The sequence below is a fragment of the Janthinobacterium sp. SUN137 genome (assembly GCF_030587265.1).
Taxonomy (GTDB): domain Bacteria; phylum Pseudomonadota; class Gammaproteobacteria; order Burkholderiales; family Burkholderiaceae_D; genus Janthinobacterium; species Janthinobacterium kumbetense.
Map to the genome: position 1 here is coordinate 712171 of NZ_JAPWHZ010000004.1, position 20826 is coordinate 732996.

Annotated in this window: 16 protein-coding genes; 8 read left to right on the forward strand and 8 right to left on the reverse strand. The window is 65.5% G+C overall.

Annotation, left to right across the window (positions count from 1 at the left end):
- Positions 1-29 precede the first annotated feature (29 nt).
- The 3 genes from O3298_RS23680 (at position 30) to O3298_RS23690 (ending at position 5398) form a co-directional block, all read left to right on the forward strand.
- Entirely contained in the window at positions 30-875 is an 846-nt protein-coding gene (locus O3298_RS23680; protein WP_305056698.1) for an alpha/beta fold hydrolase, read from the forward strand.
- 272 nt (positions 876-1147) lie between these two features.
- Positions 1148-3304, forward strand: coding sequence for a DEAD/DEAH box helicase (locus O3298_RS23685; RefSeq protein WP_251349280.1), 2157 nt, complete (start codon positions 1148-1150; stop codon positions 3302-3304).
- Positions 3305-3742: 438 nt separating this feature from the next.
- Positions 3743-5398 (forward strand): PAS domain-containing methyl-accepting chemotaxis protein, encoded by a 1656-nt coding sequence (locus O3298_RS23690; RefSeq protein ID WP_099665611.1) that lies wholly within the window; start codon positions 3743-3745, stop codon positions 5396-5398.
- 35 nt (positions 5399-5433) lie between these two features.
- Here O3298_RS23690 and bamE read toward each other — a convergent pair whose 3' ends face one another.
- The 5 genes from bamE to O3298_RS23715 all read right to left on the reverse strand — a co-directional run bounded on the left by bamE (position 5434) and on the right by O3298_RS23715 (position 8882).
- A complete protein-coding gene (gene bamE, locus O3298_RS23695) occupies positions 5434-5742 on the reverse strand; it encodes an outer membrane protein assembly factor BamE (RefSeq protein ID WP_305060672.1) in 309 nt (102 codons plus the stop codon).
- The gene (locus O3298_RS23700; RefSeq protein WP_305053927.1) at positions 5739-6527 is read right to left on the reverse strand and encodes a hypothetical protein; all 789 of its coding nucleotides are present in this window, start codon (positions 6525-6527) and stop codon (positions 5739-5741) included. Before O3298_RS23700 ends, bamE begins: the two co-directional genes overlap by 4 nt.
- A gap of 62 nt (positions 6528-6589) precedes the next feature.
- Positions 6590-6949, reverse strand: coding sequence for a nucleotide pyrophosphohydrolase (locus O3298_RS23705; RefSeq protein WP_305056702.1), 360 nt, complete (start codon positions 6947-6949; stop codon positions 6590-6592).
- Complete coding sequence (locus O3298_RS23710; RefSeq protein WP_289912283.1) at positions 6946-7407, reverse strand: GNAT family N-acetyltransferase; 462 nt, start codon at positions 7405-7407, stop codon at positions 6946-6948. The genes O3298_RS23705 and O3298_RS23710 overlap by 4 nt, the downstream gene beginning before the upstream one ends.
- Positions 7408-7442: 35 nt before the next feature.
- A complete protein-coding gene (locus tag O3298_RS23715) occupies positions 7443-8882 on the reverse strand; it encodes a cytochrome P450 (RefSeq protein ID WP_305060673.1) in 1440 nt (479 codons plus the stop codon).
- 113 nt (positions 8883-8995) lie between these two features.
- On the opposite strand from O3298_RS23715, the gene O3298_RS23720 reads away from it, so the two are divergent.
- The gene (locus O3298_RS23720) at positions 8996-9853 is read left to right on the forward strand and encodes a helix-turn-helix domain-containing protein (protein ID WP_305060674.1); all 858 of its coding nucleotides are present in this window, start codon (positions 8996-8998) and stop codon (positions 9851-9853) included.
- A gap of 10 nt (positions 9854-9863) precedes the next feature.
- On the opposite strand, the gene ilvB is transcribed toward O3298_RS23720, so the two are convergent.
- Positions 9864-11621 (reverse strand): biosynthetic-type acetolactate synthase large subunit, encoded by a 1758-nt coding sequence (ilvB, locus tag O3298_RS23725; protein ID WP_305060675.1) that lies wholly within the window; start codon positions 11619-11621, stop codon positions 9864-9866.
- 99 nt (positions 11622-11720) lie between these two features.
- Here ilvB and O3298_RS23730 point away from each other — a divergent pair, with 99 nt between their 5' ends.
- Both O3298_RS23730 and O3298_RS23735 read left to right on the forward strand, forming a co-directional pair.
- The gene (locus O3298_RS23730) at positions 11721-12182 is read left to right on the forward strand and encodes an Lrp/AsnC family transcriptional regulator (protein WP_305060676.1); all 462 of its coding nucleotides are present in this window, start codon (positions 11721-11723) and stop codon (positions 12180-12182) included.
- Between the two features lie 92 nt (positions 12183-12274).
- Positions 12275-14764, forward strand: coding sequence for a TonB-dependent receptor (locus tag O3298_RS23735; RefSeq protein WP_305060677.1), 2490 nt, complete (start codon positions 12275-12277; stop codon positions 14762-14764).
- Here the strand turns inward: O3298_RS23735 and O3298_RS23740 are convergent.
- A complete protein-coding gene (locus O3298_RS23740; RefSeq protein ID WP_305060678.1) occupies positions 14761-15438 on the reverse strand; it encodes a response regulator transcription factor in 678 nt (225 codons plus the stop codon). The two genes, O3298_RS23735 and O3298_RS23740, sit on opposite strands and share 4 nt — an antisense overlap.
- The gene (locus O3298_RS23745) at positions 15435-16343 is read right to left on the reverse strand and encodes a histidine kinase (RefSeq protein WP_305060679.1); all 909 of its coding nucleotides are present in this window, start codon (positions 16341-16343) and stop codon (positions 15435-15437) included. Before O3298_RS23745 ends, O3298_RS23740 begins: the two co-directional genes overlap by 4 nt.
- A gap of 436 nt (positions 16344-16779) precedes the next feature.
- On the opposite strand from O3298_RS23745, the gene O3298_RS23750 reads away from it, so the two are divergent.
- Positions 16780-17595, forward strand: coding sequence for an NF038120 family PEP-CTERM protein (locus O3298_RS23750; RefSeq protein ID WP_099665602.1), 816 nt, complete (start codon positions 16780-16782; stop codon positions 17593-17595).
- A gap of 1 nt (position 17596) precedes the next feature.
- Positions 17597-20761, forward strand: coding sequence for a S8 family serine peptidase (locus tag O3298_RS23755; RefSeq protein ID WP_305060680.1), 3165 nt, complete (start codon positions 17597-17599; stop codon positions 20759-20761).
- Positions 20762-20826 lie beyond the last annotated feature (65 nt).

Here is a 20826-nt window from a genome sequence, read left to right on the forward strand (position 1 = left end):
GCTGCTGGTCCACCGACAAGGAGCGTTCCATGACTCGCCCTGACTTGCAATCGAGCAATACCCTGCGTACCGCCGACGGCACCTTGATCTACTACAAGGACTGGGGCAGCGGCCCGCCCGTCGTCTTCAGCCACGGCTGGCCCCTGTCGTCCGACGCCTGGGAAGACCAGATGTTCTATCTGGCCTCGCACGGCTACCGCGTCATCGCGCACGACCGGCGCGGCCACGGCCGTTCCAGCCAGCCGTTCGGCGGCAACGACATGGATACCTATGCCGACGACCTGGCCGCCCTGATCGCCGCGCTGGACTTGACGGGCGCCACCCTCGTCGGCCATTCGACGGGCGGCGGCGAAGTGGCGCGCTACATCGGCCGCCACGGCACGCAGCGCCTGGCCGGCGCCGTGCTTGTGGGCGCCGTGCCGCCGCTGATGCTGCAAACGGCCGACAATCCGCTGGGCTTGCCGCTGTCCGCGTTCGACGCCATCCGCGCGGGCGTGCAGGCCGACCGCAGCCAGTTTTTCCGCGACTTGAGCGAGCCCTTCTATGGCTACAACCGGCCCGGCGCGAAGCCGTCGCAGGGCGTGCGCGACAGTTTCTGGCGGCAAGGCATGCAGGCGGGCATGCCGGCCGCCTACCTGTGCGTCAAGCAGTTTTCGGAAACGGATTTCACGGGCGACCTGGCCAGATTCGACGTGCCGACCCTGGTGATCCATGGCGACGACGACCAGATCGTGCCGATCGCCGCCTCGGCGCGCCGCACTGCCGAGCTCATCATCGGCAGCAAATTGCTCGTGTATGCGGGCGCACCGCACGGCCTGGCGACGACGCACAAGGATAGGTTGAACGAGGACTTGCTGGAGTTCTTGCGCACCTGAAGCGGGGGCGGGCGCCGTGGCGGCGGGGCGCCCGCCGTAGCTGTTGCCACGCAGAACAGGCGCAGCCGGCATATTGTTGTGTATCGTTTAATGTTGGCAAAATCACGCGCCAAATGCGTGCGGATCGCCGATTTTTCTGGCTTTTTTACGTAGATATGGCGCAAAAAACGGCGTTCTGCGGCATGCAGCCACCCGGTAAGGTCCAGTAAAGAGTAAACTAGCAGATACACTCTTTCGCATTGGGCGATTCGAGCGAACTTGTGAGTGATTTCATGTCTGATACACCAATTTCCTTATTTTCCGACCTTAACCTGAGCGAGCCGCTGATTCGCGCGCTCAAGGATGTCGGTTACGAAACACCGTCGCCTATCCAGGCGGCGACGATTCCATTATTGCTCGCGAACCGCGACGTGCTGGGCCAGGCGCAAACAGGCACGGGTAAGACCGCCGCCTTCGCCTTGCCGATCCTGTCGCGTATCGATCTGAAACAAAGCTCACCCCAAGCCCTGGTCCTGGCACCGACGCGCGAACTGGCCATCCAGGTCGCCGAAGCGTTCCAGGTGTACGCCGCCCACATCCCCGGCTTCCACGTGCTGCCGATCTACGGCGGCCAAAGCTACGGCCCGCAACTGTCGGCCCTGCGCCGCGGCGTGCACGTCGTCGTCGGCACGCCTGGCCGCGTCATCGATCACTTGGACAAGGGTTCGCTCGACCTGTCCAAGCTGAAGACCCTGGTGCTCGACGAAGCCGATGAAATGCTGCGCATGGGCTTTATCGACGACGTCGAACGCATCTTGCAAGAAACGCCGGAAGGCCATCAAACGGCCCTGTTCTCGGCCACCATGCCTTCCGTCATCAAGCGCATCGCCACCACTTACCTGGTGAACCCGGCCGAAGTGACGGTTGCCGCCAAGACGGGCACGGCCGACAACATCCGCCAGCGCTACTGGCTGGTGTCGGGCATGCACAAGCTCGACGCGCTGACCCGCATCCTGGAAGCGGAAGCGTTTGACGGCATGATCATCTTCGCCCGCACCAAGCTGGGCACGGAAGAACTGGCCGGCAAGCTGCAAGCCCGCGGCTTCTCGGCTGCCGCCATCAATGGCGACATCCAGCAAGCCCAGCGCGAGCGCACGATCCAGCAGTTGAAAGACGGCAAGATCGACATTTTGGTCGCCACCGACGTGGCCGCCCGCGGCCTGGACGTCGAGCGCATCAGCCACGTCGTCAACTACGACGTGCCGCACGATCCGGAAAGCTATACCCACCGCATCGGCCGCACGGGCCGCGCCGGCCGCAGCGGCGAAGCGATCCTGTTCATCACCCCGCGTGAAAAGAACTTGCTCAAAGCCATTGAACGCTCGACCCGCCAGCCGATCGGCATGCTGGAACTGCCGACCATCCAGGCCGTCAACGACGTGCGTATCGCCAAGTTCAAGGAACAGATCAGCGAAACCCTGGCCTTGGGCGAACTGGAACAGTTCCAGTCGCTGATCGAAGATTTCGAACGTGAACAGAACATTCCCGCCATCGAAATCGCCGCCGCCCTGGCGAAGATGGCGCGTGGCAATGTGCCTTTGTTGCTGGACAAAAACAAGGCGCGCGAGCAAGCCACGTGGCAAGACGACCGTCCTGCGCGCCAAGACCGCTTTGACCGCCCTGAACGCAATGACCGTTTCGAACGCAATGACCGCTTCGACCGCAACGAGCGCAGCGAGCGCCCGGCCTTCCCGAAAAAGGAACGCATCCAGCGTCCGGCCGACGCCGGCATGCAAACCTTCCGCATTGAGGTAGGTCATCAGCATGGCGTGAAGCCGGGCAATATCGTGGGCGCCATCGCCAACGAAGCGGGCATCGATTCGAAAAACATCGGCCGCATCGAAATCTATGACGACTACAGCGTCCTGGACTTGCCAGACAGCATGCCGAAAGAATTGCTGGACCAGCTGAAAACCGTGTGGGTGGCGGGCCAGCAGTTGCGCATCAGCCGCGACGGCGACGCACCGGACCTGGCGCCGCCAGCCGCGCCGCGCAAGCCGTTCGCCGCCAAGTCCGCGCCAGCGTTCAAGGATGCGCCGGCGGACGCGGGCGAAGTTGCCCCGCGCGCGCCGAAGAAGGAACGTCCACGCCCGGGCGTGACGGCCTACCGCATCGAAGTGGGCCGTGAGCACGCCGTAACGCCAAGCAACATCGTCGGCGCCATCGCCAACGAAGCGAACCTGGAAGCCAAGCATATCGGCCGCATCGATATCTTTGACAACTACAGCGTGCTGGACTTGCCGGAAGGCATGCCGCCGGAAATCCTCGACCACCTGAAATCGGTCGTCGTTTCTGGCCAGAAACTGCGCATCAGCCTGGACGACGGCACGACGGAGCGCAAGCCTGCGCCACCGCGTCCGAAGTCGCCACCACGTAAAACGTACAAGTAAGCCATCCCCACGGGTGCTCCGGCGCCTGTGTCGCGGATTGGAGACACATCCCCCACTGGCGCATTCGCGCCAGTTTTTATTTTCCCTCAAGAAATAAACATGATTGCCGCGTTATGGTTGGCGGCAGGTATTGCCATCTGCCGGCAATGGCCGCCGCTCCTTTGCATCTTTTTATCGGCGTAAACGCCATCTTTATTGCCTGCTGCATCGATACATAATTTTTTATTAATTATTGTATGTGCACGCAATTTAAATTTTGCATTTCAATAAAATCAATCAAGTTGAATCAAAGTAAATCCTAAAATATAAATAAATTGACTTTTATTAAATTGTTTGACTGGCGTCACTGTCGCCGAGGCGATATATCATGGGTGCTTGATGTGGTATATTGTTTTTATGTTTTTGTTATGCTAGTTGAAAAAAAATAGAGGAGCGACGATGCGGGTCAATACGCCTATCACGCAAAATGAATACGTATTAAATGAAGGCATGACGATTGTTTCCACCACGGATTTACAGGGAAACATCAATTACGCCAATCAGTATTTCATTGAAGTCAGCGGTTTTTCAGAAATGGAACTGCTGGGTGCGCCACAGAATATCCTGCGCCATCCCGATATGCCGGCCGAAGCGTTTGCCGACCTGTGGGACACCATCAAGACGGGCATGCCCTGGACCGGCATGGTCAAGAACCGCTGCAAGAATGGCGATTTCTATTGGGTCTTCGCCAATATCACGCCCGTCATCGAAAGCGGCCGCCCGATCGGCTATATGTCCGTGCGCACCAAGCCCACGCGCGAGCAGATCAACGAAGCGGCAGCCCTGTATAAAAGTTTCAAAGACGGCAATAGCGCCAACCTGGCGATCCGCAATGGCCGCGTCGTGCGCCAGGGCTGGGCCGCCAAGCTGGCCGAGTGGCGCAAGCTGAGCCTGTCGCAAGACCTGGCACTGCATTGCATCGTCTTCGGCGTGGTGCTGGCCATCCTCGGCTGCGCCGTGTGGAATATCGACGGTGACACGAGCACGGCCACGCGCAGCTGGCTCAGCGGTGCCGCCGCCGCCGCCGTGGCGCTGATGCTGTATTTCTGGGCCCATCTGCACAATTCCCTCGTCGCCCCGCTGGGCGACGCCATCACGGTGGCGCGCAAGATGGCCGGCGGCGACTTGACGGGCGTCATCGACAAGGTGCGCGACGATGACATGGGCCAATTGATGGCGGCCTTGCGCCAGACCAACATCAACTTGCACAGCATCATCGGCGACGTGCGCGCCAACTTCGAGGATATCCGCATCACCACGGCGGAAATTGCCACGGGCAATATGGACTTGTCCAGCCGCACGGAATCGCAGGCGTCCAGCCTGGAGCAGACGGCGGCCAGCATGGAAGAACTGACGTCGACCGTGCAAAACAGCGCCGACCACGTGGCCACGGCCAACGACCTGGCGGCGCAGGCGTCCACCGTGGCGGCCAAGGGCGGCACCATCGTCAGCGAAGTGGTCACTACGATGGATGAGATCAGCAGCTCGTCGCGCAAGATTCTCGACATTATCGGCTTGATCGACGGCATCGCCTTCCAGACGAATATCCTCGCCTTGAACGCGGCCGTGGAAGCGGCCCGCGCGGGCGAGCACGGTCGCGGCTTCGCCGTCGTGGCCGGCGAAGTGCGCAGCCTGGCGCAGCGCTCGGCGACGGCCGCGAAAGAAGTGAAAAACCTGATCGACCATTCGATCGCCACCGTGAACGCGGGCAGCGTACTGACCAGCAATGCGGGCGCCACCATGGCGGAAGTGATCGCCTCGGTAGCCCGCGTGACGGAAGTGATGGACGAGATTTCCTCGACCACGCGCGAGCAGAACCAGGGCATCGGGCAAGTCAACCAGGCCGTCATCCACATGGATGGCATCACGCAGCAGAATGCGGCGCTGGTGGAGCAGGCGGCCGCGGCCGCCACCAACCTGGCGCAGCGCACCGACAGCGTGGCCCAGTCGATCGGCATCTTCAAGCTGAAGGCGTCGCCCAAGCGCAAGGTTGCCGGCGTGGGCCGCAGCGTGGGCGCGGGCGTCGCGTCGCGGGCCTTGCTGAAGGCACGATAAGCATGCCATTCCCGCCAGCGCCATGCTGGCGGGAATCACTTCCGTACCTGGTACACCTCGCCGCTGCGCACCTGCTTCACCACCCCATCCCCGCCAAACAGAATCACATATTCCCCCTGCGCGCCCGAGGCCGCCGGATAGGTGTACATCCACACTTCCTTGCCGTTGTCGAAACGGATGGATGTGCTGTCGCCCAGCGCGGCGCGCACCTGTTCGCGCGTGCTGCTGCCCACTTGCACCGTCTGTTCCAGGGTGGCGTAGGGAACATTCTTGCTGGCTTGCAAGGCGCGCGTGCCGGAGCAGGCGACCAGCAGCGTCAACAAGATCAGCGACAGCCACTTCATGGCGCCACCTCGTCCATATAAGTAAATTCCAGCAGGGTGTCGTCCGGCCAGTTGCTATCCCACAAGGGCGCGTAATACGTGCGGTCAAGCAAGACTTGGCAATCGCAATAGGGCAGCGAGGCGGGCGTTTGCTCGCCGCCCGCGTACAGCATGGTGAACGGCAACGCCAGGCGGCGCTCGCCATGCACGAGGGTCACGCCGAACAGGGGACGGTCCGTGAAGAACAGATAATTGCCATCCGGCTCGGAACACACTTTATCTGTGCTGTAGAGCATGCTGGACAGCCAGGCGATGATTTGCGGGTCGTTCGAGATCAGGCCGGAATCCATGCCGGCGCGGCATTCCAGGCGCAGGTCGCCCAGGCGCCGGGTGCCGGGCGGCAAGCCGGGCGTGATGACCTGGGCGCGCCAGCTCATGGTGGTGGCCTTGCGGTTGGCCAGCAGCACGGCATCTTCGCGCGCCGCTTGCGCATTGCGCACGGGGGCAAAGCTGTTGTCTTCGGCCAGGGGCAAGGGGATGCTGACGGTGTCGCCGGCGATGCGCAGCTGCACGCCCGTCATGTCCACGCCGGGCTGGCGCGGCAGCAAGCGGAAGCGCAGCACGGCCTGCGGCGCCAGCGCATGGTCGCGTTCGAAGCGGTCCACGCCCTGCAGCATCTTGCGGTAGGACTTGTCGACGGGGTCGCGCGTGGCGTCCACCTTCACCTGCGGCACGGGTGCGGTTTGCGCCAGCGCAATAGGGCCGTGGAGCAAGCCTATGATCAGCAGTAATCGATAAATGCGCATGCCTGAATGCTACGCCTTTTTGCGCATCCGCCACGCACGGGTGGGCGTGTCAGCACTCGCTATCAGTACTCGCTGTATTTGCGCGCGTCGCCGCGCACCTGCTGCGCCGGGTATTTCTGTGCGTTCAGTTGCATCTTTTCCAGCACGGCCGCGTGCAGGTCGACGCCGCTCTTGTCGGCCAGGCGCACCAGATACATCAGCACGTCGGCCAGTTCGTGGCGGATGCCCGTGCGCTTCGCCTCGTCCAGTTCGCCATCGGCGCCCGTGGGCAGCCACTGGTAGTGTTCCGCCAGTTCCGCCACTTCCACGGACAGGGCCATGGCCAGGTTTTTCGGCGTGTGGAACTGGTCCCAGTCGCGTTCGTCGGCAAAGGCGCGCAGGCGCGCGCGGATGTCGAGCAGGCTGTCGCTGGGCGCGCTCATGCCGCCGCCTGCAGCGGTTTTTCCATGAAGACACTGAATGGGTCGTCGGGATAGTCGCCGTACGGTCCGCGCCGCTGGTAGCCGTGGCGCGCATACAGGGCGATCGCCTCGGGCTGGTGGATGCCCGTTTCCAGGGTCAGCAAGCGGCAGCCGCGCGCCAGCGCCTGCTCTTCCAGCAAGGCCAGCAAACGTTTCGCCAGGCCCAGTCCCCGGCTGTCCGGGTGCACGTACATGCGCTTGAGCTCGCCGAAAGCGGGCGTGACGACGATGGCGCCGCAGGCCCGTGCCGCGCCGGCCGCATCGCGGGCGACGGCAAACAGCAGGGTATCGGACGGCACGGACGCCAGGTCCAGCGAGTAGACGCACTCGGCCGGATACAGGGTCTGTTGATATGCATCAAGCTCGGCGATCAGGGTTTGCACGTCGGCTTGCTGCGGCGATTCCAGGCGGATGGTCATGGGGAGGTCGAATGAATGGGACTTCCCCCATGGTATCACTGCGGCCGCGCCAGGCGCAGCGTCAAGCCGATGGGCGACATCACAAAACCCATCAGTTCCTGCGCCTCGCCGCCATCGGGCGTGTCGACGCCGGCGATGTCGAAGCTGCCCAGCAGCATGGCCATGGCGATCTTGATTTCCAACAAGGCCAGGTAGCGGCCCGGGCACGTGCGCAAGCCGGCGCCGAAGGGCATGGCGGCGCGCTTGTTGTTCGCCTCGCCCCCTTCGGCCAGCCAGCGCTCGGGCTGGAAGGCTTGCGCGTCGGGAAAGTGCGCATCGGACACCGTGTCGTGGCGCATCACGCACCACACGAGGGTGCCGGCCGGCACGGCGATATCGGCGATGACCGTGTCGCGCAGCGCTTCCACGGGCAGGAAGGGGGCCACCGGCTTCAGGCGCATGGCTTCGCTGGCGCAGGCGCCCAGGTAGTCGAGGCTATCCATCTGCTCGATCGTGAAGCGGGCCGCGTCGGGCGCCAGGCGCCGCACTTCCTCGCGCGCCCGCGCCAGGGTGTGTGGATGGCGTTGCAACAGGTAAATCATCCAGGACAGCGTATTGGCCGTCGTATCCTCGCCCGCCAGCAGCATGGTCAGCACATTGCCGGCCACGGCGCGGTCGTTCACGCCGCTGTCCTTTTCGTCGGCGGCGGCGATCATCGCTTCGAGCAGGTTGGGCGGACGCTCGCGGCGTGCCGGGTCGCGCGCCATGCGCGTGCGCGCCTGCTGCACCAGGTCGGCCACGGCGGCGGAAAGGGCCGCCACGTCGCGGTCCAGGCGGCGGTCGACGGGTAGCTTGACGTAGCGCCAGTACGGGAACATCGACAGGCTGCGTCGCGCCACGGCGGGCAGGATGGCGTCCATGTGGCGCTGGATCACGTCTTCGCCCGCTTCCAGCGTGTTGACCTCCGTGCCGAAGGCGAGGCCGGCGATGATGTCGACCGTGTAGCGTTTCAGGTCGCCATCGAGGTCGATCGCTTGGCCTTGCGTGGCGGCAAGATGCCAGCGCCGCCGCAGGCGCTGCGCCACCGTCGCCAGCGCCGGGAAGTAGGCCTTGACGGCGCCGGGCGCCATGCCGGCCATGACCATGCGGCGCTGGTTGCGCCATTCCATGCCCTCGGCCAGGAACAGGCCGGGGATGCCGCCCATTTCCTCGGAAACGATGGAGCTGCTCAGGGGGCGGCGAAAGCCGTCGGGCCGGTCGCGCAGCACGGCGGCGACGGCCTCGCTGTCGGCTATCACCAGCACCAGGGTGCGGCCGAACCAGACGCGCAGGTAGGGGCCGTAGCGTTGCACCCACTCTTCCACGTCGCGGTGGATGCGCGTGAGCTTGATCTGCAGGCTGTTGCCTACGATGGGCAGGGCGAATGGCCCCGGCAGGCGGCGAATCTGGCGCAGGACCGTGGTGGCGGGCGCGGCGGCGTGGTCGAGCGGGGGCATGGCGTACTCCTGGTGGATGGCGACAATGACTTCACTGTAGCGCGCTTGCGCGTCCGCGTCTTGAACGAATACGACATCGGGCGCGGCCGGAAATTGCCGGTACAATCGTCGCCATGCCTGCCGCCCCTACGCCCTTGACCCGCCTGATCGCGCCGCGCACGGCGCTCGCTTCCTGCGTGCGCGCCTTCCTCGTGCGCGACACCACGGGCTGCGCGCCGCTGCCGCCGGCGCAGCGCCTGAACCGCTTTCCCGCCGCGCCCATGTGCAGCATCGTCTGGACCGTCGCGGGCGACGTGGAAGCGGCAGCGCCGGGCCTGTCGCTGCGGGACGTGCGCATGCCGCCCGCGCTGTTCGGCGGCCCCCGTTCGTATCCGCTGGTCAGCTACAACCCCGGCCCCGTGCATACGTTTGTCGTGATGTTTTACCCGGCCGCCCTGCATGCGTTGACGGGCGTCTCGATGGATGCCTTGCTGGACCAGTTCCGCCCGCTCGACGCGCTGTTCGATGGGGAATGGCTGGCCCTGTCGGACGCCGTGCTGGCGGCGCCCGACGACGCGGTCCGCGTCAGGCTGGTGGAGGATTTTCTCGCGCCGCGCTGGGCGCTGGCGCGCAAGAGCGGCGACCATCCGGCCGGCGCCGTGCAGGACTGGGTGCGCCGCCTGGCCGTGCAGGCGGCATCGACGGGCCTGGCCAGCAGCGCGCGCAATATCGAGCGCCGCATCAAGGCCTGGGCCGGCCAGCCCATGCGCACCTTGCGCCGCATGCGCCGCGCGGAACAGCTGTTTCTCGACGAGCGCGGCGCCATCCTGCAGGGCACGGCGTCCTGGTCCGATGTCGCCGCCAGCGGCGGTTACGCCGACCAGGCCCATTTTTGCCGCGAGACGCGCGAAATCACGGGCTTGAGCCCCACCGAGCTGGCGCGCGCCATGCGCGACGATGAAAGCTACTGGATATACAGGGTGTGGAGTTGAACAGGGTTTGTTACCCGGTGTAGACGACGCCTTTGCGCAAGGTCACTTCATGGTGCCCCGCGCCGGGCGCCATCATGGGGAAGCAGTTTTCCGCGCCATGCACGTGCACGTCGAGGAGGTACGGGCCCTCCGATGCCAGGCAGGCCGCCAGCGCCGCATCGAGTTCCTCGCGCCGGCTCACCGAGTGCGCCTGCCAGCCGAACGCGCGCGCCAGGGCGACGAAATCGGGCAGCGCTTCCGTGTAGCTGTGGCTGTAGCGCCCGCCATGGATGAGTTCCTGCCACTGGCGCACCATGCCCATGTAGCCATTGTTCGACAACACCACTTTCACGGGCAGGCGGTGCTGCACGGCCGTGGCCAGTTCCTGGATATTCATCAAGATCGACGCATCGCCGCTGACGCACACGACGCGCTTGCCCGGATGGGCGATCTGCGCGCCGATGGCGGCCGGCAAGCCATAGCCCATGGTGCCGGCACCGCCCGAGGTGAGCCAGCGGCGCGGCTGCTCGAAGCGCAAGTGCTGCGCCGCCCACATCTGGTGCTGGCCCACGTCGGTGGAAACGATGGCGTCACCGCCATCGATGCTGTCCAGCGCCGCCTGCAGCCGCCGCATCAGCGCCTGCGGCGCGATCACCTCCGGCGTATCGTCGAACGCCAGGCTGTCCTGGGCGCGCCAGGCGTCGATGCGCTGCCACCACGGCTGGCGGTCCGCCAGCAGGCGTCCGCGCAGCTGCGCCAGCAAGGCGGCCAATACGGGCGCGCAGTCGCCGCGCAGGGCCACGTCGGCGCGCACCACCTTGTGTATGGAGGCCGGATCGATGTCGATGTGGATGACCTTTGCGCCAGGACAAAACGCATCCAGGCGGCCCGTGACCCGGTCGTCGAAGCGGGCGCCGACGCAGACGATCAGATCGGCATGGTGCATGGCCAGGTTCGCTTCCAGGGTGCCGTGCATGCCCAGCATGCCGAGGAAGGCCGGGTGCGAGGCGGGAAAGGCGCCCAGGCCCAGTAAGGTCAGGGTGCACGGCGCGGCGGCTAGTTTCACCAGTTGCTGGAAGGCGGCGCAGGCATCCAGGCCGGAATTGATGAGGCCGCCACCGCCATAGAATACGGGCTGGCGCGCGCCGGCGATCAGGCTGGCGGCCCGTTCCAGGTCGGCGGTCTGCGGCAGGGACGCGGCCGCTGTGGCTGCGGGCGGCAGCGGCGCGTGCTGCGTGACGGGCGCCAGCTGCAGATCCTTGGGAAAATCGACCAGCACGGGGCCGGGCCGCCCTTGCGTGGCTTGAACAAATGCTTCGTGCACGACGGCGGCCGTTTCCTCGGCCGCGCGGATTTGCCGGTTCCACTTGGTGACGGGGCGCGAAATGCCCAGCGCGTCGCATTCCTGGAAGGCGTTCGTGCCGATGCTGGTGCTGGCCACCTGGCCGCTGATGCAGATGACGGGCACCGAATCGCACAGGGCGTCGAGCAAGCCCGTGGTGGTGTTGCTCATGCCGGGGCCGGACGTGACGAAGACGACGCCGGGCCGGCCCGTGCTGCGCGCATAGCCTTCGGCCGCGTGCACGGCCGCCTGTTCGTGGCGCACCAGCACGTGGCGCAAGCGGGGCTGCGCGTGCAGCGCGTCGTACAGGGGCAGCACGGCGCCGCCCGGGTAGCCGAAGACGGTGTCGACGCCCAGGGCCAGCAGGGTGTCGATCAGGGTGCTGGCGCCGTTGCGCGGCGCAAGATCGGCGGCGGGAGCGAGGAGGGGAGCGGGATCGGGTTTCATGGCCTTATTTTCTGCCTGATGCGGCAGAAAAGGCTGCTGGTTTTCTCGTATAGAATGCGATATTCAGCAAAATTTGCTGCAAAATATCGAAAGAACAGAATGAAACTGGACAAATTCGACCTCGCCATCCTGACGGCCCTGCAGCAGGATGCCCGCGTCAGCCTGCACGACCTGAGCGCCAAGGTGGGCCTGACCTCGTCGCCATGCTGGGCGCGCATCAAGCGCATGGAAGACGATGGCGTCATCGAAGGCTACACGGTGAACGTCAACGCGGCCAAGGTGGGGCTGGCCGACACCGTCATCGTGCAAGTGACCTTGGACGACCATTCCGACCAGGCCCTGTTCGAATTCGGCCACGCGCTGGCCATGATCCCGGAAGTGCTGGAAGCGTTTCTCGTCTCGGGCGACTACGACTACTATTTGCGCATTGCCGTCAGCGACACGCGCGACTATGAACGCCTGCTGCGCGAGCGTTTATATAAAATTCCCGGCATCCGCCACAGCAAATCGAGTTTCGTGTTGCGCCAGCTCAAACAGAGTTACCTGCCCTTGCAACGCTAATCCCCGCACGGCGGGAGTTTTTCCCTGGTTCCCCGATGGTGGCTGTCCGATACTGGACATTAATAAAAACCACGATAAAACTGGGGATACGCATGAAACTGACTTTATTGGCCGCCGCCGCCATGGCGCTGTGCCAGGCGCAGGCCGCCGACCTTGCCGCTGACGCCAGCCTGGCCGCCTCGGGCGATTTGCCCACCGTCATCATCACGGGCAGCATGCCGCTGCCCACCGTGGACCAGCCGCGCGATACCCTGGCCGCGCCCGTGCAGACGGCCAGCGCGCAGCAGATCGCCCGCAGCGGCGCGCTCGACATCTCCGCCTTCCTGCGCCGCAACCTGGGCAGCGTCTATGTGAACGAGGTGCAGAACAACCCGTTCCAGCCCGACGTCAGCTACCGCGGCTATACGGCGTCGCCCTTGCTGGGCACGCCGCAAGGGCTGTCCGTGTATCTGGACGGCATGCGCCTGAACCAGCCGTTCGGCGACGTCGTCAGCTGGGACTTGATCCCGCGCATGGCCATCGAGTCGCTGACCCTGATGCCCGGCTCGAATCCCCTGTTCGGCTTGAATACCCTGGGCGGCGCGCTGGCGCTGCAAACCAAGGATGGCCGCAGCAGCCCCGGCACCGCCATCGAAGCGCGCCTGGGTTCCGACAAACGGCGCGCCGTCGAGGTCGAGCATGGCGGCAGCAATGCGCAAGGCTGGCACTGGTATGTGACGGGCAACCGCTTCAAGGAAGACGGCTGGCGCGACGATTCGCCGTCCGACGTGCGCCAGGTGTTTGGCAAGCTGGGCTGGAGCGATGCGCGCACGGATATCGCCGTTAACGTAGCCCACGCGGACAATGCGCTGACGGGCAACGGCTTGCAGGAACAGCGCATGCTGGCGCGCGATTACCGCAGCGTCTATACCAAGCCGGATTTGACGCAGAACAAATCGACCCTGCTGAACCTGACGGGCAAGCACCAGGCCGGCGCGGCCTTGCTGCTGTCGGGCAATGTGTACTACCGCAAGATCGACACGCACACGTTCAATGGCGACTTGAACGACGAGTCGCTCGACCAGTCCGTCTACCAGCCGGGCGCGGCCGAGCGGGCGGCCCTGGCGGCGGCCGGCTACACGGGCTTTCCCGCCAGCGGCGCGAACGCGGCCAATACGCCCTTCCCGAAATGGCGCTGCATCGCCAACGTGCTGCTGAACGACGAGCCGGCCGAAAAATGCAATGGCATGCTCAACCGCAGCCATACGCGGCAGGAAAACTATGGGTTTTCGGGCCAGTTCACCGTGCTGGCCGACCTGGCGGGAGCGCGCCATGCCGTAACGGCCGGCGCCGCCTATGACACGAGCCACGCCACGTTCCGCCAGACGAGCCAGTTCGGCTACCTGAATCCGGACCGCAGCATCACGGCTGTGAACTTCTTTGCCGACGGCACGGAAATCGATGACGATGGCACGCCCGTCGACAACCGGGTCGACTTGAGCGGGCGCATGCGCACGTGGAGCGTGTATGCGAGCGACAGCATGGCGTTCACTCAAGATTTAACGTTGACCGTTTCGGGCCGCTACAACCGCAGCACGGTGCGCAACCGCGACGCCATCACGCCAGGCGGCGGCAGCGGCTCGCTCGATGGCGACCACCGTTTTAGCCGCTTCAATCCCGCCATCGGCCTGGCGTATGCGCCGGCCGCGGGCGTGAGCGCGTATCTTGGCTACAACGAAGGCAGCCGCACGCCGACGGCCATCGAGCTCGGTTGCGCCGACCCGGAAAACCCGTGCCGTTTGCCCAACGCCATGGCCGGCGACCCGCCATTAAAGCAGGTCATCACGAAGACGTGGGAAGCGGGCGTGCGCGGCCAGTGGGGCGAGGTGGCCCGCTGGAGCGCCGGCGTGTTCCGCGCGGAAAATCACGACGATATCCTGTTCGTGGCCGACAACCAGGCGGGGTTTGGCTATTTCAAGAATTTCGGCAAGACGCGCCACCAGGGCGTGGAGCTGGCGCTGGATGGCAAGGCGGGCATGCTGGACTTCGGCGTCAACTACACGTGGCTGCAGGCGACGTATCAAAGCCGGGAAATGGTCAACGGCAGCGCCAACAGCAGCAGCGATGCGGACGCGCCCGGCCTGGAAGGCAATATCGTCATCACGCCCGGCAAGCGCATTCCCTTGACGCCGAACCATATCCTGAAGGCGCACGTGGATATTCAGGGCGGACGCGACTGGACGCTGGGCCTGGCCATGACGGCCGTCTCCAGCGCGTATGCGCGCGGCAATGAAAACAATGCGCACCAGGCGGGAGGAACGTCGTACCTGGGCGCGGGCAAGAGCGGCGGCTATGCCGTGGTGGAATTGAACGGCAAGTACCAGCTGACGCCCCGCCTCAGCGTGTTTGCCCAGGTGAATAACCTGTTCGACCGGAAATATGCGACGGCGGCCCAGCTGGGCGCGACGGGTTTCGACGCCAACGGCAATTTTGCCGCCCGCCCGCTGCCCGCCGTGAACGGCGACTATCCGATGGTCAATGCGACGTTCTATGCGGCTGGCGCACCGCGCAGCGTGAACGTGGGCGTGCGCTACGCGTTTTAAGGATGGCCCTGCTCGATGATGCCATTGCGCAGGGCCAGATGCACCAACGCGGCGGGGCCGGGCACGTCGAGCTTTTCCTTGATGCAAGTCTGGTGGTTGGCCACCGTCTTGCTGCTGACGTGCAGCAGGCGGGCGCAGTCGGCGGCGCTGCGGCCTTCGGCCAGCAGGCGGAAGATTTCGAATTCGCGCTGGCTCAGGCTGCTCAAGCGGTCCGCTTCCATGTTGGCCGTGCCTTGCAGCACGCCGGGCGCGCTGTGCGGGTCCAGGTAGCGTCGGCCCGCGTGGGCGGCGCGCACGGCGTCGACCAGGTGTTCCGGGTCGGCCTGCTTGCTGACGAAGCCGCAGGCGCCGCCGTCAAACGCGCGCGCGATCAGCTGCGGCGTGTCGTGCATGGTAAACACCAGCACGCGGGCGCCCGCGTCGCGCGCGAGCAGCTTGCGCAGCAATTCCAGGCCGCCGATGCCGGGCATGGACAAATCCGTCACGCAGATGTCGGGCGCGTGCTCCTGGTACAAGCCATACGCCGTTTCGCCATTGCCCGCCTCGGCCACGACGGCGATGTCGCCGCCCTGTTCCAGCAGGCGCCGGTAGCCCGTGCGCACCACGGGGTGGTCGTCCACCAGCATCACGCGGATCGGCCGCATGCCGCTGTGCATGGCGTTCATGGCGTTCATGCCGCGCACCGTGCCGCCAGGGCCACTTCGATGCGCAAGCCGTTGCCCAGCGCGCTGATCCAGCGGATATGGCCGCGCAAGCCCGCCACGCGCTCGCGCATGCCCAGCATGCCGAAACCGTCTGCTGGCGTCTTGTCCTGGCGCAAACCCCGGCCATTGTCTTCGATGGCCAGGTGCAGCAAGCCGTGCGCATCGGCGCGCAATTCCACCGTGGCCTGGTCGGCGCCCGCGTGGCGCGCCACGTTCGTCAAGCCTTCCTGCACCAGGCGGTAGATGGCGGTGGCGGTGCTGTCGTCGAGGCCGGCGGGGATGGCGTGCGGCGCGAAATGGCAGGCGATGCCGTGCTGCTGGGTCCAGCTGTCGCACAGCGCCTGCAGCGCTGCTTCCAGGCCCAGGCTGTCGAGCACGGGCGGGCGCAGCCGGCGCAGCATCGTGCGCACCATCGCGTGCAGCGCTTCCGACGAGCGGGCGATGCTGGCGGCGCACGCCTGCACGTTTGCCTGGTCGCCCGCGCGCGCGCGCAGGATGTAGCTGGCGGCGGCGCGGATGGCCGTGCAGTCCTGTCCCACTTCATCGTGCAGCTCGCGCGCCAGCGCGCAGCGCTCCTCTTCCTGCGCGTGCAGCAGGCGCTGCGTGAGGGCGCGGTTTTGCGCCAGCAGCAGCGCCACCTGGCGTCCGCGCCGCACGGCAAAGCCGGCCAGCGCCAGCACCAGCACCAGCAGGCTCAGGGCCAGTTCATCGAGCTGCCAATGTTCCTGGCGCCAGAGCGACTGCGTCAGCCGTTCGGCCAGGTCCAGCCTGGCGGCCAGCAGGAAAAAAGCCAGCGCCAGCGCGCAGCACAGCAGGACGGTCCGGCGCGGCCGGGCGTGCGCGCTTGCCTGGGCGCCAAATTGATGGTGTTCCATGATGCTGCTCCCTGAGCACGGTCGATCTTCTTGTTGTGCAAGCTTCATGCCATCTGCGCAAGGGCGCGAGGGGCCGCTCATACGAGGTCGAGGGGACAGGCAAGTGTTCCAGGATGGAACAGGTGTACCGCGATGTGACGGGGAGGACGACGCGGCAGGCACGGTTTTCGAGCTTATCCGAAGTCGGGCCGGTCCGCTGGCGTACGCGTCTGCAGTGTGCGGGCTTGTTGTTCAAATGTAACGTTGAGATTCCTCAAACTTTCATAGATAAAACAAAACAAAGTTTCGCGGAGTTAGATAAAAAATAAATAAATGATATTAAAAATATGATATTTGTTTTATGCGATTTGCTATATTTGTTGACACTTTTGTGAAAAAGCTGAAAGCGGGCGCCAGACCTGCCGACCTATCTATCCACAACAATCAAGGGAATAGAATGAATCGTTTATCACATGCGCGGGTATCGCCCGCCACCGCCAATCCGCCCGCTACCCGCGGTCGCGTCGCCGTCCTTGCCGCGCTGGCCACCTTGTCCGTGCTGGGCTCGGCGCCGGCCCTGGCCGGTGTCCTGACTTTCGACAACTTGCGTCCCGACGTGTATGAAAGCGGCCAGACGCTCAATACGTCGAGCTACAACCTGCTGTTCCTGGCCGACCCGACGACGGCGGCCGGCGGCGGCGTCAGCGGCGTGGGCGCCATCCTCGATGGCCGCGTGGGTTCATCGTGCGATATCGCCGCCTGCCCGCAGGGCGCCACCGGCAATTACCTGGCTATCCTCAACGATGGCGGCGTGAATTTCACGCGCGCCGACCACCAGGCATTCACCCTGGCCGGTTTCGATTATTCCTTTATCGCCCCCGTATCCGGCTTGCCGAACCAGAATTGGGGCCAGCTGCAGCTGAGCGGCACCCTCAGCGACGGCCAGGTGATCAGCACCTCGCTGGCGTTTCCCGGCCAGGGCAGCGATGGCAATTACCATTTCCAGAGCGCTTCCCTGCTGGGCGGTTTCAGCAACTATGCGTTTACGGGCCTGAGCTTCAATGCGTGCATTTTCAACGATACGGGCGCGTGCAGCAATTCCCTCGATTTCCCCGCTTTCAACCAGGGCCAGTTCGCGCTCGACAATATCAATATCAGCGCCGTGCCGGAACCGTCGACCTACATGCTGATGCTGGCCGGACTGGGCGCCATCGGCATGCTGTCGCGCCGCCGCAGCGGCAAGTTCGCCGCCTCCACCGTGCAAGGAGCATGAGATGAAATTACGTCCCGTTTCACTCGGCATCCTCTTGCTGGCCGCCAGCCTGGCGCAAGCGGCGCAGGCGCAGGAACGCCGCTCCTACATCGTGCAACTGGTCGACAAGCCGGCCGCCACCTACACGGGCCAGGTCGACGGCCTGGCCGCCACCAAGCCGGCCCCGGGCGCGCGCATCAACGTGGGCGCCGCCGATGTGCAGGCCTATTTGAGCTACCTCGACACCAAACAGGCCGCCGTGGCCGGCACCGTCAGCGCGGCGGAAATCACGCACCAGTACAGCGTCGTCTTCAACGGCTTTTCCGCCTTGCTGACGGACGATGAAGTGCGCGCCCTGAAGAAAAACAGCGGCGTGGCCAGCATCAGCGCCGATTCCATCCTGCAGCTCGACACCAGCTATACGCCCAGCTTCCTGGGCCTGGACAAGCCGGGCGGCATCTGGGAGCAGCTGGGCGGCAAGGCGCACGCGGGCGAAGACATCATCATCGGCATCGTCGACAGCGGCATCTGGCCCGAGAACACGGCCTTTGCCGACCGCCTCGACGAGAGTGGCGTGCCCAGCCACAGCGGCAACAACGTCGTGTATGGCGCGCCGCCGGCCAGCTGGCAGGGCACTTGCCAGACGGGCGAAGGCTTTAGCGCCGAGAATTGCAACAATAAGCTGATCGGCGCGCGCTACTACCGCGCCGCCACGTCGGCGCTGCACTGGACGGAATTCATGTCGCCGCGCGATTCCGTTGCCGGCCTGACGGGGCACGGCGGCCACGGCACGCACACGGCGTCCACGGCCGGCGGCAACAATGGCGCCCTGGCCACCTCGAACGGCGTGTCGCTGGGCAAGGCGTCCGGCATGGCGCCGCGCGCCCGCATCGCCGCCTATAAAGTGTGCTGGACGGCAGCCTCGACGGGCCGCAACGGCTGCGCCACGGCCGACAGCGTGGCCGCCATCGACCAGGCGGTCAAGGATGGCGTGAACGTCATCAACTTCTCCATCGGCCCGAACGCGGGCGGCGGCGCCTTCGACGAGCCGACGGAAGTGGCCTTCCTCGGCGCGGCGGCAGCCGGCGTGTTTGTCGCCACATCGGGCGGCAATTCCGGCCCGGCCACGCCCGCACCCGACGTGCCGGCACCCGTCTCGCACATCAGCCCGTGGCTGGCAACGGTCGCCAATTCCACCCACAACCGCCTGTACGCGGCCAACGTCACTCTCAGCAGCGGCACGAAACTGGAAGGCGCATCGAGCAACGCGAATACCCCGGCGCTGCCGCTGATCCAGTCGCGCGACGCGGGCCTGGCCGGCGTGCTGCCGACGGATGCCAACTTGCTGCGCTGCTTCGGCGTGGCCGATGCCACGTCGGCGTATCTGGACCCGGCGAAAGTGGCGGGCAAGATACTCGTGTGCGACCGTGGCGGCAACGTGCTGGTCAACAAGAGCGCGAACGCCAAAACGGCCGGTGCGGCGGGCGTGATCATCGCCAACGTGGCCGGCGGCGCCAACACCGTCATCAACCAGGCGCATGCGCTGTCGACCGTGCACCTGGCGCAGGCGCAGGGCGACGCGCTGAAGGCCTTCATGGCGGCGACGCCCGACGGCACGGCGGCGCTGGGCGAAATCCACACCACCGCCGACACGACGGTGCAGGCGCCGATCGTCAGCGACCGTTCCTCGCGCGGTCCGAACGTGGCCAACGCGAACATCCTGAAACCGGATCTCTCGGCGCCCGGCACCAACGTGCTGGCCGGCGTGACGGCCGACCTGACGCAGGCGCAGCGCGATGCCGTGGCGGCCGGCGGCGTGGCGCCGGCGGCCGAGTGGGATTTCTATTCCGGCACCTCGATGGCAAGCCCGCACGTGGCCGGCGTGGCGGCATTGCTCAAGCAGCAGCATCCTGACTGGTCGCCCGCGGCCATCAAGTCGGCGCTGATGACGACGGCCTTCAGCACCTATTCGGACGGCTTGAACGGTTCCGTGTCGTGGGATGCCACGGCGAAGAACTCGGGCCAGCTGCCGTGGGGCCAGGGCGCCGGCCACATCGCGCCGAACAGCGCGGCCGATCCCGGCCTCGTGTACGACATGTCGGAAATCGACTATGCGCGCTTCCTGTGCGGCCTGAACCTGAAGGTCTACAGCGCAGCCACGTGCCAGGCCATCGGCACCATCGCGGCCTATAACCTGAACCTGGCGTCGCTGACGGCGGCCAACGTGCTGGGCACGCAAACCCTGACGCGCACGGTGACCAACGTGGGCGCCAGCAGCGCCGTCTACAACGTCTCGGCCAGCTTGCCCGGCTACACGGTGGCGGTGACGCCAACGAGCCTGAGCCTGGCGCCGGGCGCCAAGGGCCAGTACCAGGTCAAGCTGACGCGCACCACGGCGCCGGCCAATACCTGGACCTACGGCGCCCTGAGCTGGACGGATGGCACGCACACGGTGCGCAGCCCGCTGACGGCGCGCGGCACGGCGCTGGTCGCCATTCCGCTGGTCAGCAGCGAAGCGGCCACGGGCAGCAAGGTGCTGACCCTGGGCACGGGCTTCTCGGGCGCGCTGGTGGGCGTCAAGTCGGGTCTCGTCGAAGCCGTGCGCCAGGCGCGCACGATCGGCCAGGCGACGACGGGCGCCGCCGCATCGGCTGCCTGCAAGGCGGGCGGCGCCACGGGTGTGAACGTGCACAATGTGGTGATCCCGGCCGGCACCCTGGCGGCGCGCTTTGCCACCTACGATGCCGAAACGACGGGTGGCGCGAATACCGACATGGACATGGAGGTCTACAACGCCGCCAATGTGCTGGTCGGCAGCAGCGGCAATGAAAGTTCCAATGAGCAAGTGGAACTGCGCCTGCCCGCCGCCGGCACCTACAAGGTCTGCGTGATCGGTTTTGCGCCGCAAAACGGCCAGGCCGACTACACCTTGTCGTCGTGGGTACTGGCGCCGGGCTTGTCGAATGGCGGCTTCAAGGCGCTGATGCCGGGCACGGCCTACACGGGCGGCACGGCGACTGTCTCGCTGAGCTGGTCCAACCTGGCCGAAGGCAAGCGTCACCTGGGCGCCGTCGGCTACCAGGTGGCTGGCGTGGTGCAGGGCGTGACGGTGGTCGAGGTCAATACCAACGATCCCGTGCCGCTGTTCCAGAACGCGCGCGGCGCCAAGCCGGTGCTGGCTGAATAAACCGTTCTTTGCTTGAACGCAAGGCGTGCCTTCGGGCACGCTTTTTTTTATTCACCCACCCCCGT